The 12,657-nt window shown below is 75.2% G+C and carries 15 protein-coding genes; 9 read left to right on the top strand and 6 right to left on the bottom strand.

Features of this window, described 5'->3' with window-relative positions; all coding sequences use genetic code 11:
• Positions 1-173 precede the first annotated feature (173 nt).
• The 3 genes from GD880_RS01005 (at position 174) to GD880_RS00995 (ending at position 2,770) form a co-directional block, all read left to right on the top strand.
• Positions 174-797, top strand: coding sequence for a mycothiol-dependent nitroreductase Rv2466c family protein (locus GD880_RS01005; RefSeq protein WP_152229766.1), 624 nt, complete (start codon positions 174-176; stop codon positions 795-797).
• A 183-nt stretch (positions 798-980) separates the two neighbouring features.
• The gene (locus GD880_RS01000; RefSeq protein WP_152229765.1) at positions 981-1,544 is read left to right on the top strand and encodes a coiled-coil domain-containing protein; all 564 of its coding nucleotides are present in this window, start codon (positions 981-983) and stop codon (positions 1,542-1,544) included.
• Complete coding sequence (locus tag GD880_RS00995) at positions 1,544-2,770, top strand: MFS transporter (protein WP_152229764.1); 1,227 nt, start codon at positions 1,544-1,546, stop codon at positions 2,768-2,770. The genes GD880_RS01000 and GD880_RS00995 overlap by 1 nt, the downstream gene beginning before the upstream one ends.
• Positions 2,771-2,883: 113 nt before the next feature.
• Here GD880_RS00995 and GD880_RS00990 read toward each other — a convergent pair whose 3' ends face one another.
• Positions 2,884-4,962: a M13 family metallopeptidase gene (locus tag GD880_RS00990; protein ID WP_152229763.1), complete on the bottom strand. Its 2,079-nt coding sequence runs from the start codon at positions 4,960-4,962 to the stop codon at positions 2,884-2,886.
• A gap of 153 nt (positions 4,963-5,115) precedes the next feature.
• On the opposite strand from GD880_RS00990, the gene GD880_RS00985 reads away from it, so the two are divergent.
• Positions 5,116-5,571: a ribose-5-phosphate isomerase gene (locus GD880_RS00985; RefSeq protein WP_152229762.1), complete on the top strand. Its 456-nt coding sequence runs from the start codon at positions 5,116-5,118 to the stop codon at positions 5,569-5,571.
• 33 nt (positions 5,572-5,604) lie between these two features.
• On the opposite strand, the gene GD880_RS00980 is transcribed toward GD880_RS00985, so the two are convergent.
• Positions 5,605-6,900: a GNAT family N-acetyltransferase gene (locus tag GD880_RS00980; RefSeq protein ID WP_226909284.1), complete on the bottom strand. Its 1,296-nt coding sequence runs from the start codon at positions 6,898-6,900 to the stop codon at positions 5,605-5,607.
• Between the two features lie 117 nt (positions 6,901-7,017).
• Positions 7,018-7,722, bottom strand: a complete 705-nt coding sequence (locus GD880_RS00975) for a hypothetical protein (RefSeq protein WP_152229760.1) — start codon at positions 7,720-7,722, stop codon at positions 7,018-7,020.
• A 21-nt stretch (positions 7,723-7,743) separates the two neighbouring features.
• Between GD880_RS00975 and GD880_RS00970 the strand changes: the two genes are divergently transcribed.
• Positions 7,744-8,112: an MGMT family protein gene (locus GD880_RS00970; RefSeq protein WP_226909283.1), complete on the top strand. Its 369-nt coding sequence runs from the start codon at positions 7,744-7,746 to the stop codon at positions 8,110-8,112.
• A complete protein-coding gene (locus tag GD880_RS00965) occupies positions 8,105-9,145 on the top strand; it encodes an Fpg/Nei family DNA glycosylase (RefSeq protein WP_152229758.1) in 1,041 nt (346 codons plus the stop codon). Before GD880_RS00970 ends, GD880_RS00965 begins: the two co-directional genes overlap by 8 nt.
• A gap of 30 nt (positions 9,146-9,175) precedes the next feature.
• Here GD880_RS00965 and epsC read toward each other — a convergent pair whose 3' ends face one another.
• From epsC to GD880_RS00950, 3 genes are all read right to left on the bottom strand, one after another.
• A complete protein-coding gene (epsC, locus tag GD880_RS00960; protein WP_152229757.1) occupies positions 9,176-9,766 on the bottom strand; it encodes a serine O-acetyltransferase EpsC in 591 nt (196 codons plus the stop codon).
• Position 9,767: 1 nt separating this feature from the next.
• Complete coding sequence (cysK, locus tag GD880_RS00955) at positions 9,768-10,703, bottom strand: cysteine synthase A (RefSeq protein ID WP_152229756.1); 936 nt, start codon at positions 10,701-10,703, stop codon at positions 9,768-9,770.
• Between the two features lie 303 nt (positions 10,704-11,006).
• The gene (locus GD880_RS00950; RefSeq protein ID WP_152229755.1) at positions 11,007-11,642 is read right to left on the bottom strand and encodes an IMPACT family protein; all 636 of its coding nucleotides are present in this window, start codon (positions 11,640-11,642) and stop codon (positions 11,007-11,009) included.
• Positions 11,643-11,767: 125 nt separating this feature from the next.
• Here GD880_RS00950 and rpmG point away from each other — a divergent pair, with 125 nt between their 5' ends.
• From rpmG to rpmF, 3 genes are all read left to right on the top strand, one after another.
• Positions 11,768-11,935, top strand: coding sequence for a 50S ribosomal protein L33 (rpmG, locus tag GD880_RS00945; RefSeq protein WP_226909282.1), 168 nt, complete (start codon positions 11,768-11,770; stop codon positions 11,933-11,935).
• 41 nt (positions 11,936-11,976) lie between these two features.
• Complete coding sequence (locus GD880_RS00940; protein WP_152229753.1) at positions 11,977-12,231, top strand: type B 50S ribosomal protein L31; 255 nt, start codon at positions 11,977-11,979, stop codon at positions 12,229-12,231.
• 135 nt (positions 12,232-12,366) lie between these two features.
• Positions 12,367-12,534 (top strand): 50S ribosomal protein L32, encoded by a 168-nt coding sequence (gene rpmF / locus GD880_RS00935; RefSeq protein WP_152202439.1) that lies wholly within the window; start codon positions 12,367-12,369, stop codon positions 12,532-12,534.
• The last annotated feature ends 123 nt before the right edge of the window (positions 12,535-12,657 follow it).

Here is a 12,657-nt window from a genome sequence, read left to right as displayed (position 1 = left end):
CCTTCGACTGGTCGACGGCGTCAGGGGCGCCGTCCGGGTGGGGCGCGGCCGCCGTGGGCGGCGGCACACGCGTCCCGATCCTCCCACGCCGGCTCCCGTCCCGGGGGAGCGGGGGAGGGTCCGCCCGCCGGGCCGGTTAGCGACCCTCCGGCCGGCTGGCGCACGATGGGGGCATGAGCGACACCGTCACCGCCACCGACACCGCCGACTTCTGGTTCGACCCCATGTGCCCCTGGGCGTGGATGACCTCCCGCTGGATGGGAGAGGTCGAGAAGATCCGCGACGTCCACGCCCGCTGGCACGTCATGAGCCTGTCCGTCCTCAACGAGGGCCGCGAGCTCCCCGAGGGCTACGCCGCCCTCATGGAGCGCGCCTGGGGCCCGGTGCGCGTGGTCAACGCCGCCCGCGAGCTGCACGGGCAGGACGTCGTCAAGCCGCTGTACGACGCGCTCGGCACCCGCATCCACCTCCAGGGCCGGGGCGAGGACCTGCCCGCCGTCATCGACGAGGCGCTGGCCGAGGTCGGCCTGCCCGCCGAGCTGGCCCGCTACGCCGGGTCCGACGAGCTCGACGAGTCCCTGCGCGCCTCCCACCAGCGAGCCATCGACCTGGTCGGCGACGAGGTCGGCACCCCGGTGGTGGCCGTCAACGGCGTGGCCTTCTTCGGCCCGGTGGTCACCCCCGCCCCCACCGGCGAGGACGCCGGGAAGCTGTGGGACGGCGCGGTCGCCGTCGCCTCCATCCCCGGCTTCTACGAGATCAAGCGCACACGAACGTCCGGACCGATCTTCTCCTGAATGAAGTAGCGTGGCCCGCGCCCACCAGGGGCGCGGGCCGACGCGTGCCTGCGCCCGGGGGCGAAGCGGCGCGCGGCAGGTCCGCGGGGCGGGTCGATCCCGCCCGGCGCCGTCGGCAGGGCCGGCGTGCGCCGCCCGTGACGCGGACGGCGGCCGGCCCAGGGGGAGATGCGAGGAGCGGGGATGGCGGAGCAAGGCAGCGGCAGGCTGAGCGGCGGTGAGAAGGCCCTGGTGGCGGTCACCGCGGCGCTCGTGCTCGTGTTCGCCGTGATGCTGGCGGTCCGGCTGAGCGGCCCGAGCGCCGGCTCGCCGGCGGCCGACGCCCACACGACGGCGCCGTCGGCGGCGGCCACCACCGCCCCGCCCGCCGGCGAGGACCTCTCCCACGTGACGTGGGACTTCGCCGCGCCCAGCGGCAACATCGCCTGCACGGTCGACGACGAGCGCGCGCTCTGCGGGATCGCCGACTTCGCCTATGCCGACGAGATCCCCGCCGCCGAGAAGGCCGCCTGCGACGGCACCGTCGGCCATTTCTTCGAGGTCACCGCCAAGGGCGCCGCCCTGGTGTGCGACACCTCCGGCAAGGCGCTGACCATCGACGTCTCCGGCGTGCCCACCCTCGGCTACGGGCAGAAGCGCAGCGACGACGGCTTCACCTGCGCCTCCAGCGAGTCAGGCATGACGTGCGCCCACGACGACTCGGGCTACTCCTTCTCCGTCCGGCGCGTGAAGTACGCGCTCTCCTGATGGCGACGATCTCCTCCGACCGCAGCACCGCCACGGGCGCCGGGCTCGCCGGCCCCCTGCAACCGCGCCGGCTGGCGCGGGCCATCCTCGCCATGGCCATCGGCAGCTTCGCGATCGGCACCACCGAGTTCGCGACCATGGGCCTGCTGCCACGGATCGCCGCGGACCTGGGCGCCACCATCCCGCAGGCCGGCCACCTCGTCTCCGCCTACGCCGTCGGGGTGGTGGTCGGCGCCCCGCTGATCGTCCTCGCGGCGGCCAGGATGCCCCGCACCGCCATGCTCATCGGGCTCGCCGCGGCGCTCGGCGTCGGCAACGCGCTCTCCGCGCTGGCCCCCACCCTGACCACCGCGCTGGGCGCCCGCTTCCTCGCCGGCCTGCCGCACGGGGCCTACTTCGGGATCGCCGCCGTCGTGGCGGCCACCATCTCCCCGCCGCAGCGCCGCGGCCGCTCGGTCTCCCTGGTCATGGTCGGGCTCACCGTGGCGACCACGCTCGGCGTGCCGGTCTCGACGGCGCTGGGGCAGCTGTGGGGCTGGCGCTCGTTGTACTGGCTGGTCACCGCCACGGCCCTGGTCGCCGTGGTGGCGATCTGGCGGTGGGTGCCGCCCGTGGCGGTCGCCGCCGGGGCGACGGCGCGGCGCGAGCTGTCCGCGCTGCGGTCCGGACAGCTGTGGCTCGCCATCGGCATCGGTGCCATCGGCTTCGGCGGGATGTTCGCCGTCTACAGCTACATCACCCCGACGATGGTGGCGGCCGGGATCTCCGAGCGGCACGTGCCCTGGGTGCTCGCGGCGTTCGGGGCCGCGATGACGCTCGGCACCGTGCTCAGCGGCCGGCTCACCGACCGCACGATGTTCGGCGCGATCTTCACCGGCATGGGCACCATGGCGGCCACCCTCCTCCTGTTCTCGGTGGGCGCGCGCGGACCGGTCAGCGCCGTGGTGCTGGTCGTGCTCGTGGCGGTCGCGAGCCAGTTCATCGGTCCCGCCCTGCAGACGCGCCTGCTCGACGTCTCGCGCGAGGGCCCCTCGCTCGGCGCGGCGCTGCACCACAGCGCCATGAACATCGGCAACGCCCTCGGCGCCTGGGTGGGCGGCGCGGTCATCGCCGCCGGGTACGGCTACCGGGCGCCAGCGTGGGCCGGCGCCCTGCTCGCCGTCGCCGGCCTCGCCATCGCCGTGGTGTCGTACGTCCTGGAGCGGCGCAGCGCCCGCACGCGCTGACCCGCCCGCGACGAGACGACAGCTCGCCCGCGCCCGCGGTGCGACGGCGCGCGTGACGTGCCACCACCGGGTGGGACGTCCCACGTGCCACGGGACGTCCCACCGCCGCGCCGTCACCAGATGCGCACGCGCTCCTCGGGCGGGAGGTAGAGCGCGTCGTCGGGGGTGAGGCCGAACGCCTCGGCGAAGGCGTCCATGTTGCGCACCACGCCGTTGCAGCGGAACTCGGCGGGGGAGTGCGGGTCGATCGTCAGCAGGCGGACGATCTCCGCGTCGCGCGCCTTCTCGCGCCAGATCCGGCCCCAGGAGATGAACACCCGCTGCAGCCCGGTCAGCCCGTCGAGGACGGGGGCGTCCGCGAGCTCCGTGCCCTCGGCGCGCAGCGCGATGGCGTAGGCCTTGAGGGCGATCGACAGCCCGCCCAGGTCGCCGATGTTCTCGCCGATGGTCAGCGCGCCGTTGACGTGGTGCGACTCGTCGAGCTGGGCCGGGGTGAAGGCGCCGTACTGGGCGATCAGCGCCTTGGTGCGCTCCTCGAACTCCTGACGGTCCGCCTCGGTCCACCAGTCGGTGAGCCGGCCGGTGCCGTCGTACTTCGAGCCCTGGTCGTCGAACCCGTGGCCGATCTCGTGCCCGATCACCGCCCCGATCCCGCCGTAGTTCCAGGCGTCGTCGGCGGCCGGGTCGAAGAACGGCGGCTGGAGGATCGCCGCGGGGAAGACGATCTCGTTCATCGTCGGGTTGTAGTAGGCGTTGACCATCTGCGGCGGCATGAACCACTCGTCCCGGTCCATCGGCTTCCCGAGCTTGTCGAGGTCGCGGCGCTCCTCGAAGAGGTTCGCCGCCCGCACGTTGCCGAGCAGGTCGGTGGCGTCGATCTCGAGCTTGGAGTAGTCCCGCCACTTGTCCGGGTAGCCGATCTTGGGCCGGAACGCCTCGAGCTTGGCCAGGGCGCGCGCCTTGGTCTCCTCGCCCATCCAGTCCAGGGCGGTGATGGACTCGCGGTAGGCGGCGACGAGATTGTCCACCAGCCGCTCCATGGCGGCCTTGTGCTCGGGCGGGAAGTGCCGGGCGACGTAGATCTCCCCGACGGCCTCGCCCATCGCGCCCTCGACCAGGGCGACCCCACGCTTCCACCGCTCGCGCAGCTCCTCGGCGCCGGTGAGGGTACGGCCGTAGAAGTCGAAGTTCTCGTCGACGAAGGACTGCGGCAGGAACGGCGCCCGGGCGTGGACCACCTGCCACGTCAGCCACAGGCGCAGGGAGTCGGCGTCCAGCTCCTGCCACGCCCCGGCGAAGGCGGTGACGTAGGAGGGCATGGCGACGATGAGTCGGTCGAACGCGTCCGCCGGCACGCCGAGCGCCGCGCGCCACAGCTCCCAGTCGAAACCCGGCGCGCTGGCCACGACCTCCTCCCAGGACATCGGGTTGTTGATGAGGTCCGCCTCGCGCGCCTTGACCCGGTCCCAGTGCCCGCCCGCGAGCTGGGTCTCCACCGCCATGACCCGCTCGGCGGCGCCCATCGCCTCGTCCTCGCTGACCAGGCCGGACAGCGCGAGCATGGTCGCGACGTGGGCCACGTAGGCCGTGCGGATCGGCGCGAACTGGTCCTCGCGGTAGTACGACTCGTCCGGCAGCCCCAGCCCGGACTGCCAGAAGAAGACCACGTACCGGTCGGGGTCGTTGAGGTCGGTGTCGACGCCGTAGCCCACCCCGCCGGTCACGCCCGTGGGCTGCAGCGCGCCCATCGCCCGGGTCAGCGCCGCCTTGTCCAGGGCGGCGGTGAGCAGGTCGAGGTCCGCGCGCAGCGGGTTCGTCCCCAGCGCCTCGATGCGCTCGGTGGCCATGAAGGAGGCGTACAGGTCGCCGACCTTGCGGGCGTTGTCCGGGTTGCCGGGCAGTCCGTCGCCCCCCGGCGCCGGCTCCGCGCCGCCCTGCGGCGCCGGCTCCGGGCCGCTCTCCGGCGCCGCGTCCTCACCGGCGGTGCGCCGGGCGGCGTCCTCGATGATGGCGCGGACGCGCTCCTCGGACAGGTCGCGCAGCACCAGGAAGGATCCGTCCCGGGCCCGGTCGGCGGGGATCACGTGCTCACGCAGCCACGTGCCGTTGACGTGGCGGAAGAGGTCGTCCTGCGGGCGCACCGTCGGGTCCATCGCCGCGGTGTCGCTCATGGACACGTTCGTCGTGGTCATTCCCCGACCCTACGGCAGGGCCGTGCGCGTGTGCCCGCGTCCGCCGCTCGCCCTTCGGCACGGCGTCGGACGCCCCGGTGGGCCGTGGGCGGCGAGCCCGGCGGCCGGTGCGGGTGGCACCGGGTACCCGCGCGCGCTTGGCACAATGACCCCATGCGTATCCATATTGCCGCCGACCACGCCGGCTTCGAGCTCAAGTCCGCGCTCGTCGAGCACCTGGAGGCGGCCGGCCACGACGTCGTCGACCACGGCGCCGCCAGCTACGACGCCCTCGACGACTACCCGCCGATGTGCATCGCCGCCGCCGAGGCGGTCGTCGCCGAGCCCGGCTCGTTGGGCATCGTCATCGGCGGCTCGGGCAACGGGGAGCAGATGGCCGCCAACCGGGTGGCCGGCGTGCGCGCGGCGCTCGCCTGGAACCTCGACACCGCCACGCTGGCCCGCGCGCACAACGACGCCAACATCGTGGCCGTCGGCGCCCGCCAGCACTCGGTGGACGAGGCGACGGCGATCGTGGACGCCTTCGTGGCCGAGCCCTTCTCCGGCGACGAGCGGCACGCCCGACGGATCGGGCTCATGAGCGCCTACGAGCGCGACCACCGCTGCTGACGGGCCGGCGCCGCCCGGCCACCGGCCGGGCGGTCAGAACGCCCAGCTGATGGCCGGCGCCACCGGCCAGCCGAACGCTGCCGAGGCCGGCGCGAGCGTCCCGGGCACCAGCTCGGTGACCCGCCCGGCCAGCGCCAGCGCCCCCAGCGACGTCCCGCCGAGATAGGCCTCGGCGAGATCGGCGACGTCGAGGGCGAGGCCGGCGGCGCCGGCCGCCGGGCCCACCTCGGCGCCGTCGGGTCCGCCGCGCAGGTGCCAGCGGCCGGCGTTGGCCGGCAGCAGCGCGTCGCGGACCTCGAGGACGACGTCGACCGGCGCCTGGTAGCGCCGGGCGGCCAGCGCGGCCGGCACGTCGAGCAGGCGCAGCCACATCGCGTCGTGCAGGGTGGGCCGCGCCGCCCGGGTGTCGAGCAGCAGGCCGTGGACGGCGTCGTCGGGCGCCAGCGGGCCCGTCTCGACGGAGGTCATGAGGTCGAGGTCGGTGAGGGTGCCCCACAGCGCGCGGGCCGCCGCGGGATCCAGGGCCACCGCCTCGCGCACCTTGACGGTGCCCTCGGGGAGGTCCGCGGCCGACCAGGCGGCATGCCGGCGGAAGACGGCGTAGCCGCGCGGCTTGCCCGTCAGGTCACGGACGACGGCGATGCGCAGCGGCTCGGTGCCGCGCCGCTTCGAGGGCCGGTCGACCAGCTCGCCGCCGCGCAGGGCCTCGGTGTCCCGGGTGATCCACCCGGGCCGGTCGACGGCGGCGTGCACCTGCTGGACGAGGCCGGCGTGCCGGTCGACCGAGGCCTGCTCGAGCTCGACGACGAGGTCGGCGCTGCCGGGCACCGCACGCAGCGCCGCGCCGCGGCCCAGCGTCATCGTCAGGTGCCGGGTGGCCACGCCGTAGCCGTAGCGGCCGTAGATGCCCATCTCCGCGGCGTAGAGCGCGGAGACCGCCTCGCCGCGCGCCACCGACCGGTGCAGGTGGGCGGTGACCATCGCGCGGGCCAGGCCGCGGCGGCGGTGCCCCGGGTGCACGCTCACCCACGTCAGGCCGGCCGTGGGCAGCCGCGCGCCACCGGGAACCGGCAGCGTGAAGGCAAAGGAAGAGTGCCCCGCGGCCAGCCGCGGCTCGGCGCCGCGCTCGTCCCACACGCCGACGCTGCGCCCCGGCTCGAGCGGCCAGGGCAGCACTGCGCGGTCCTCGGGGGCGTTCTCCTGGGCGAAGGCCCAGGTGTCGACGTCGAGCAGGGCCGCGCGGTCGGTGGTGTCGTCCAGCTGGGCGAGGCGGTAGCCGGCGGGCAGGGCGGCGCCGAGCGCGGCGAGGTCGGGCACGAAGGTGGTCACCGGGTCAGCATGGCAGCGCCCTGGCGGACGGCGCGAGCACATTTCCGAGGCGACGCAGCCGCTCGGTGGGCGGGCCGCCCGGGCGGCCCGGCGAAGCCGGAGCGGGCAGCCGCTCGGTCAGTCCCGCAGCCCCCGGCGGGCGGCCGCCACCGCGGCCACGACGCTGAGCGGCACGAGGACCGCGACCGCGGCGGGCACCAGGCCCAGCAGCCAGGTGGCGACGGCCAGCGCCACGCCCTGGAGCAGCCAGCGGGCCTGCTGGCCCCAGTCGTCTCGGCCACGGCTGGCGATGGCGCGGACCCGTTCGCGCTCGCCGGCCGCCCCGGGCGCGACCAGCAGCAGGCGAACCGCGCGGGCGCGGACGAGGGCGGCCACGGCCCCGCACAGCAGCCAGCCGCCGCCCGCGACGAGCGCCGCCGGCCAGCCGGGCCCGGCGAGCAGCGCCACGGCCAGCGCCGCCAGCGGCGTCAGGGCGGCGCCGGTCAGCCCGCCGGCGACCAGGGCGCGGGCGTCGGAGGAACGGGCGCGCACGGCCCCCACGACCCCCAGGCCGGCCGCCGTCACCACGAGCCAGCCGACGACCACCGGGACCAGCGCGCCCAGCGCCGCGCCCAGCCCGGCATCGGCGACGGCCACCGCCACGGCGGCGACGGCGAGCACGAGGGCGAGCGCGAGCATCCACCCGGCGTGCACGACGGCCGCGCGGCCGGCGGCGGTGACGATCGCGGTGACGTCGAGGTGCTCGTGGGGCACCGAGTCGTCGCAGTGCTCGCAGCGGTAGGTCGTGGTCGCCGCGGAGGGGGCGGTGGCGTGGTCACTCATCGTGCTTGCGATCATAAGGGGGTGCACCCAGACCGGACCGAGCTGACCGAGCTCGTGCTCGACGTCGTCGACCAGATCCCGCCCGGGCGCGTCACCACCTACGGCCTGGTGGCCGAGGCGGTGCGCGCCCGGACCGGCCACGGCCACGCCCGCCATGTGGGCACGATCATGGCCACCTACGGCGCCGAGGTGCCGTGGTGGCGGGTCGTACGCGCCGACGGCAGCCTGCCGCGCCAGCTGCGCGAGCGGGCGCTGGCGCACTACCGCGCGGAGGGCACCCCGGTCAGCGCGTTCGTCGCGGGGCGGGTCGAGCTGCGCCGGGCGCTGTGGGACGCCCCGGAGGAGTGGCGGGCGCCGGCCGAGCTGGACGGGAGGGACGTCGATGCCTGAGGGGCACACCGTCCACCGCCTCGCCCACGCCTTCGCCGAGCTCTTCGGCGGCCAGCGGCTGGCGGTCAGCTCGCCGCAGGGCCGCTTCGCCGACGGCGCGGCCCTCCTCGACGGCCACGCCCTGGTGGGCACCGAGGCGCACGGCAAGCAGCTCTTCCTCGCCTTCTCGCCCGCGCCCGACGCCGGCGCCGACGGTGTGCGCTGGCTGCGGGTGCACCTGGGCCTGTACGGGTCGTGGACCTTCGCCGGGGACGAGACCTTCCGCGCCCCGCACGCCATCGGGGCCCCGCGCCGACGGGTAGGGGAGGAGGAGGTCGCGCTCGCGAGCCCGGACGAGCCTGCGAGCCCCGAGAGCCCGGACGAGGCGGACGACGTCGTCGTCGCGATCGAGGAGGCCGCGCCGGCGACCGACGCAACCCCGGGGGCGACCGACGCAGCGCCGGAGGCCGACGCTTCGCCGGGGGCGACCGCCTGGCACCCGCACGCCCCGCGCGGCGCCGTGCGGGTGCGCCTGCTCGGCGCGCACGGGGTCGCCGACCTCACCGGCCCGACGGCCTGCGAGGTGGTCACCGCCGAGGAGAAGGCCGCCGTCCAGCGCCGCCTGGGGCCGGACCCGCTGCGACCGGACGGCGACGGCGAGGCGTTCGTCGCGGCCGTGCGCGCCCGCCGCCGGGCCGTGGGGGAGCTGCTCATGGACCAGTCCGTGGTGGCCGGCGTCGGCAACATCTACCGGGCCGAGGCGCTCTACCGGGCCCGGGTGCATCCGCTGCGACTCGGCCGCGACGTCCCGGCGACCCGGCTGCGCGCGATGTGGGCCGACCTGGCCGAGCTCATGGCCGACGGGGTGGCGACCGGCCGGATCGTCACCACCCGGCCGGAGGACCGCCACGACCCCGAGGACCGCTGGTACGTCTACCACCGCTCCGGGCGGCCCTGCCTGGTGTGCGGCACCAAGGTCGCGGAGGCGCCCATGGCCGGGCGGCGGCTCTTTTGGTGCCCGCGCTGCCAGCGCGCCCCGCGCCGGCGGCCCTGAGGGGGCCGTGCGCGGCGCCTCGGGCGCGGCTCAGATGTACACGGCCGGGTCCGCCCACGGGTCCAGGACCCGCACGGCCGCCGGGACCGCCCGCGGCTTGGCCGGGACCCCGACGGCCACCGCGCCCGCCGGGACGTCCCGGACCACGACGGCGTTGGCGCCCACCTTGGCGTCGGGGCCGATCGTCACCGGGCCGAGCACCTTGGCGCCGGCGCCGATGAGGACCCGGTCGCCGACCGTCGGGTGCCGCTTGCCCCGGCTCATCGACGTCCCGCCCAGCGTGGTGCCGTGGAACATCACGACGTCCTCGCCCACCTCGGCCGTCTCGCCGATGACCACGCCCATGCCGTGGTCGATGAAGAGCCGCCGGCCCAGCACCGCGCCGGGATGGATCTCGATGCCCGTCGCGGCCCGCATCACCTGCGAGAGCAGCCGGGCCGGCAGCTTGAGCAGCGGGCTCGCGTGCCACATGCGGTGCGCGAGCCGGTGACCCCACAGCGCGTGCACGCCCGGGTAGGCGAGCGCGACCTCCACCAGGCTGCGCGCCGCCGGGTCACGGCGGCGCGCGGTGTGGAGGTCCTCCAGCAGCAGCTGCCGGAACGGCACCGGGGAGTCGTGCACGTCAGTCGACCAGCCCCTCGAAGAGGATCGTGGACAGGTAACGCTCGCCGAAGGACGGGATGATCACGACGATCGTCTTGCCGGCCATGTCCGGGCGGTGCGCGACGTTCATGGCGGCGGCGAGCGCGGCGCCGGAGGACAGGCCGACGAGCAGGCCCTCCTCGGTGGCGGCGCGGCGGGCCCAGCGCACGGAGGTCTCGGCGTCGACGTCGAGGACCTCGTCGTAGATGGTCGTGTCGAGGATCTCGGGGACGAAGTTCGCGCCGATGCCCTGGATCTTGTGCGGGCCGGGCTGGCCGCCGTTGAGGATGGGGGACTCGGCCGGCTCCACCGCGAACAGCTTCACCCCGGGCTTGCGCGCCTTGAGGACCTGGCCCACGCCGGTGATGGTGCCGCCGGTGCCGATGCCCGCCACGACGGCGTCCACGGCGCCGTCGGTGTCCGCCCAGATCTCCTCCGCGGTGGTCTCGCGGTGGATCTTCGGGTTGGCCTCGTTGGCGAACTGGCGGGCGAGGACGGCGCCCGGGCGCTCGTTGGCGAGCGCCTCGGCCCTCTCCACCGCGCCGCGCATGCCGTCGGCGGGCTCGGTGAGCACCAGCTCGGCGCCGAAGGCGCGCAGCAGCGCCTTGCGCTCGCTGCTCATCGACGACGGCATGGTCAGCACGACGTCGTAGCCGCGGGCGGCGCCGACCATGGCCAGCGCGATGCCCGTGTTGCCGGAGGTGGCCTCGACGATGGTGCCGCCGGGCTTGAGCTCGCCGGACGCCTCGGCCGCGTCGACGATGGAGACGCCGATGCGGTCCTTGACGGAGTTGGCGGGGTTGTAGAACTCGAGCTTGGCGAGGACCGCCGCCTGCGCGCCGTCGGTGATCTTGTTCAGCCGGACCAGCGGGGTGCGGCCGATGAGCTCGGTGACGTCCTTGTAGATCTGGGCCATGGTTCTCCTTCGTCGGTGCGTCCGGCCGGCCGGTCCGGCCTCGGAACGTGCGGGGGCTGGGCTGCGGGGTCTGGAGCGCCCGGGGTGCGGCTGAACGCGCGAGAGCCGGGCGCTCTACAGACAGGAACGGCAGCGGCAGGGGGCCACGACGGCGGGGCGGGCGACGAGCGCGAAGCTCACGGCGGCGTCCTCTCGGTCGGGCGGTGGGCTGGGCCGGCGCGGGGCGCCGACCTTGAAGCCTCAATCACCCTATCGCGTGACGAAGGTCATGCGCATATGCCGGACGGCGGGCGGCCCCGCCTCTCAGCGCGGGTGCTCCACCACCGTGCTCCCGGCCGGGCGCGGGGACGCGGACCCGGCGGTGAGGGCGGCGAGCAGCGCGCCGAGGCCCGGGCCGTCGTCGCTCGCCAGGGTGAGCCGGACGGCCGCCGGGGCGTACGCCACGTCCTGCACGGGCACGCCGCGCCCGTGCAGCTCGGCCTCCACCCGGCCGGCGTCGGCGTGGGGCAGGTCCACCTCCCACAGCCCCAGCCGCTCCAGGCGCACGGTGGGGGCGGCGGCCAGCGCCGCGCGCACCGCCTCGGAGTAGGCGCGGACGAGGCCGCCGGTGCCGAGCTTGATCCCGCCGAAGTAGCGCACGACGACGGCGGCGACGTCCGTGAGGCCGGACCCCCGCAGCACCTCGAGCATGGGCATCCCGGCGGTGCCGGCCGGCTCGCCGTCGTCCGAAGAACGCTCGACGGGGTTGGCGCCCTCGACCTCGACGATGAAGGCGGAGCAGTGGTGCCGCGCGTCAGGGTACCGACCGCGGGCGTCGGCGACCAGCGCCCGCGCCGCCGGCTCGTCGTCGATCCGGCGCAGGAGGGTGATGAAGCGCGAGCGGCGCACCTCCGTCTCGACGATGACGTCGGCGCCGCGCGCCAGCCGGAGGTCGCTCACCGGGCCAGTATCCCGCCCGGTCCCGCGCCCCGGCCCGGGGAATGTTCCCGGCCGGGCTGCGTTCTACCCACAGGCCCGCCGAGAATGGTTCTCGACCGCGGGCAGACAAGAAGGTGAGGCGCGCGTTGGCCAGTCGTACCGAGCTTCGGCCCGTGATCAAGCTGCGGTCCACCGCCGGGACCGGGCACACCTACGTCACCCGCAAGAGCCGGCGGAACAACCCCGACCGCCTCGTGCTGCGCAAGTTCGACCCCGTCGCGCGCCGGCACGTGGCGTTCCGCGAGGAGCGCTGAGCGGGGCGGTCGCCGCCGTCGTCAAGGACAGAGGAGTAGCCATGAAGCAGAACATCCACCCGGCCTACGGCCCGGTCGTCTTCCGTGACGCCGCCGCAGACTTCACCTTCCTCACCAGGTCCACGCTGCGCTCGGACAAGACGATCGAGTGGGAGGACGGCAACACCTACCCGGTGGTCGACGTCGACATCTCCTCCGCCTCGCACCCCTTCTACACCGGCCGGTCGCGCGTGGTGGACACCGCCGGCCGCGTGGAGAAGTTCCGCCAGCGCTACGGCACCCGCGAGCGGAAGTGACGCAGGCGACGCCCCGGGGGCGCGGCGGCCAACGTCACACCTGCTGTAGGATGCTCAGGTTGGCCGCGCGTCCCCTTCTCATGGGAGGCTAGGCGTCGGCAATTAACCCCTACTGACGGAAGGAGCGGCAAGGGCATGGCAGTTCCGAAGCGCAAGATGTCCCGCAGCAACACCCGCTCTCGCCGGTCCCAGTGGAAGGCGGAGCTGACCGAGCTCGTCGCCGTCCGCGTTCAGGGCCGCGAGGTGAAGGTGCCGCGGCGGCTCGCCAAGGCTTACCAGAAGGGCATGCTGGTCGAGGGCTGACCCCGACACGCAACCCGCGCACGAGCCCCCTCACCGAACAGGTGAGGGGGCTCGTGCGTACCTGCCGGCGGCAGGGCTCCGGCGGCGCATGGCCCACCGACACAACAAAGCCCCGGCCATGTG

Source organism: Georgenia ruanii (genome assembly GCF_009193175.1).
GTDB lineage: Bacteria > Actinomycetota > Actinomycetes > Actinomycetales > Actinomycetaceae > Georgenia > Georgenia ruanii.
This window is presented reverse-complemented; position numbering and strand designations above follow the sequence as displayed.